This is a genomic window from Methanobrevibacter sp. (genome assembly GCF_017427765.1).
Taxonomy (GTDB): domain Archaea; phylum Methanobacteriota; class Methanobacteria; order Methanobacteriales; family Methanobacteriaceae; genus Methanocatella.
On sequence record NZ_JAFRSC010000039.1, the window covers coordinates 1 to 4151 of the forward strand.

General features: G+C 32.5%; 1 protein-coding gene and 1 pseudogene. Both read right to left on the minus strand.

Features of this window, described 5'->3' with window-relative positions; all coding sequences use genetic code 11:
• On the minus strand, positions 1 to 3431 hold a 3431-nt coding region (locus tag IJL02_RS11665; protein WP_292816639.1), incomplete at its 3' end, for an Ig-like domain-containing protein.
• Between the two features lie 363 nt (positions 3432 to 3794).
• Positions 3795 to 4151 (minus strand): annotated as a pseudogene (locus IJL02_RS11670) (adhesin); the annotation flags it as partial.

Genomic DNA, 4151 nt, shown 5'->3' on the forward strand with positions numbered 1-4151 from the left:
CCTTTTTCATCAGTAGTTGTGTTGTATACTTTACCATTGAATCCTATTTTCACAGCCTTATTTGCAATAGGTTTGGATCCGTCGGTTAAAGTCACTTCGAAGTATCCTCCACGCTCACCAGCATAATAATCAATAGCTTTAGTATTATAGTCTTGAGCTATAATGGCAGTATCCTGTCTTACAGGATTAATATTATTCAAAGTTATCTCAGCATCAGACGGCAAATATGAATCTTTACCTGCAAAAGCAATAGTTATTAAAGAATTGTCTTTTGCCTGGAAACTAAATACACCATTTTCAACAGTTTTTGTTGTTAAATTGCTGCTTCCCATTTTAACAGTTAATGTTGCATTAGCAATTCCTTTACCTTCACTATCTTTTAAAACACCTTCAACAGTACAATCACCATTAATTTTAGTAATGGAAATTGAAGTATCAATATCCTCAACAGTTAAAACACCGGATTGAGTAAACGGATTATACTTATCATCACCAGTATATGAAACATTGTATGGATATGTTCCTCTAGCCAATTCTGATAATTTAATATTTACTTTACCATCTTTTACTGTGGCAGGATAATCAGTTCCATTGATTGAAAGAGTTACGTTTCCTTTTGCATCAGCAGGCAAATCAAAACTAACTTCAGGATCTTTTTCTGAAACATGTTCTGGAAGCTCAACTGAAGTTATATTGACTTTACTGACTTCAATTGATTTGGTTGAACTAATGTTTTTGAAGTATTTGTCACCACCGTAAACAGCTTCAAATGTATAGTTTCCAACAGCCAAATCAGCTATTTTGAATAAAGCTTTACCGTTCACGATTTCTTCAGTGTAGTTTTGTTTGTCAAATATTAAAGCAACATTACCACTGGCAGTAGAGTTTAAAGTAACATTAATGTATGCAACCTGACCTGCTTCAATATTTTCAACATCCACAACAAATTTAGTTTCAACCTTTTCAACAGTTACATTTACTGATTTTTTAGCTTCAAAGTAGTTATCATTACCTTTAAATATTATATCGGCAACATAAACGCCAGGGTCAATTCCATCACATGGGAATTTAATCTGACCTGCAGAATCAGTTGTAAAATTAGAAACATCTTTATTAATATCAACTGAAACAGTCGCATTAGCAATAGGATTGCCTTTTATATCAGTTAATGTTGCAATCAGGAACTTACCACCATTATAAGGAGCAGTAACATCAGATGCGTTAATCTCTGTAAGCATTACAACCTTTTGAACAGTAAATGTTGTAGAAGCGTTTGCAGATGAGTAGTTACCTGTTTCCATATAGATAACTTCCAAGTCGAATGTTCCTGTTTTACCAGCAGTGTATGAATATGTACTTACCCCATCATTTACAGCTGAATGACCGATTAGTTCCTCATCAACATAATAATAGACTTCTCCGCCAGTAACTTTCTTAGAATTGGACATTACATTTACTTTAAAGTTACTTGAATTGGTAATGAAAACTGTTTGGACCGGATCGATTGTTAAATTGAGTTTTGCTTTTGAAACTGTTATTAATCCAACACCAAAAGCTGATTTGAAGTTATTTCCAGTATAATCCGCATTAATATGAAGAGTACCAGTGGCTGTTGGTGTGTATTTTATTGTTGCAGTACCATTTACAACTGGAGCCTCTCCAATGTCATCACCATTATCGTCAGTGAAAGCCACTTTACCATCATCAACAGTTAAGGTGGAATTGACGTTTGCAACAATTGTTACTTCCTGACCGATAGCAGCATCATCAATTTTAGGAACAGTTATAGAAGTTTTTAATGGATTCACATAGAGTGGAACAGCTTTAGGTGAACCTGCTTTGTGATCAGCATCAGGAACTGGAGTAATGACCAAATAGTAAGGATCTGAGCTCGCATTAAAACCATTTATGAAAATGGTATTTCCACTAACTTCTAAAGATTTACCGCTGATTTTTGCAGATATGTTTACAGCGCCTTCAGTTTTAACTGTAATGTTAGAAGAGCCATAATCCACAATGCAAGGATTATCAACAGTGATAACTACTTCAGGTCTAGGGTCCACTGGTGCTACAACATTAAAATCTGCGAATTTTTCAACGCTATATGTGCCTAATGTAATGTTTAAACATAAACCATGATAACCTACATCCAATGTGTTTAAAGGAACGTAAAAAATTCCGCTACCATTTAACTCAGCAGTATTCATGAAAATTGTTGATTTTTGCCAACCTCCCGGTGCAGTACTATTTTTTTCTGTATTATATACAGTTATAGTGCCGGTGGTTCCTTTATAATATTTAACAGTGATATTTTTATCATCCCCTGCAGTCATAGTATAACCAGGATTAATAACTTCAGGATCCGCATAGAATGAAACAATTCCTTGTTTAGAGTATTCTTTATTACCTCTTGTATATGTAATTTTTACAGTATGGTTACCCAATGCGAAACCTTCAGGTAAAGTATACTCATTTAGAGATATATAGTATTTATTATCACTAAGAGCATATTCCTTATTGAAAACCTGATTACTGCCAATATAAACTGTAACCGGTCCTTGAATAACATTTTCATCACTAACATAACCAAGAGAAGCAGTATATCCTGCAGCTACATCTATATCCATATCTGTTATACCCATAGCTACTGGCATACACTCAACACTTGAATTAAAATCATCAAGAGCAACTACCTGACCAGAATCTTCCACTATATATTCAGTGCGAATATTATATACTCCATTTTCAGTTATATTCAAATCATTCACGTAAAGTTGCAGATATGTATATTTATCATTAATATATTTATTATAACTCTCTTTTCCGTCAACAAATACTATTAAAGTTCCATAAACTGGAGCAGGGTTAAAAGAGTAAATACGTGTGCCTGTAGTCCCTATATAATCAAATGTTGTAGTGGTAAAATCAGCTTTAGAATAATTTTTAGCTACAGTAAAAGTACCTGTTGCAATCTCTAATTGACCACCACCCTCTGAATTATATCTAAGAGAAATATCATAAACTCCAGCTTGTGAAATGTATAAATTATTTAAAGCCCAATAAAAAGTTTTTCCAGCAGTGCTTTCATCAATGTCAACTGCTGTTTTATATTTTTCATTTGCCCAAATTTGAACCTCACCCTTTGCATCAGCAGGGGAAGTGAAATTTATAACAACTTCGTCTTTATCATTATCGACATCAAAAGTTTTATTAGCTATCCATGCATTGAAATCATCTGCAGTAGTTCCAGTTGTTTGTTCTGGAGTTTCTGCAATTACATCATCAACAGTAGTTTCGCCAATAGAATCTTCTGTGATATCACTTGCTGCCAGCTCATCATTGGATACATCTTCTGATGCACTAACAGCTCCTATGACCATAAAAGCAACTAGAATAATTGCAAAAATCGTCATTATCTTTTTATATTTCAAAACTTTTTCCTCCTTAAAATGAATTGATATATATAATATATATTTATTCATTAAATAGTATATATTATTTCCTAAAAATACCAATAAGTTAAGCAATTATCAAATAATACTTAATTAATTTAATAAATCTTCAAATACATTTAACTTATTCAAAAGAAGTTCATAATACCCAATAATGTTAAAATAATACATTATTTTATTATAAAAAAATATTATACTAAAATAAATTTACTGAATATTATTTAAAAATTGATGCAAATTTAATAAAAATTTAAAAAATCCATTTTTCAATTTTACTTCCAAACTAATCTGGAGTTATGACAATCAAAAATAGAAAAAATGTTTAGAGAGATTTAAATCTCTCTAGTTAATTGTTATTTTTGCGCTTGCTTTTGATGCTTGATAGCTGTTGTCACCTGCAAAGTTAATGTTTGCGGTGTAAGTACCTTTCTTAGTAATATCTAATTTGAAGGTAGCTTGGCCTTTTGCATTAGTTTTTGCTGTGTAGGTTTTGCCGTTTACAGTAAGTTTAACAGTTTTACCTTCTCTGAGGTAGGTTTTACCATCGATGGATGATCCTTTTTCTGTTTTTAAGGTTACTGTATAGGATTTGGTTTTTGCAGATGCTTTGTATGATTTAGCAGCAGCAGTAATGCTTGTTGTTTTCTTGGTTACGGTGATTTTTTGAACTACAAATGCACCTTTATAATCGTCGTCGCC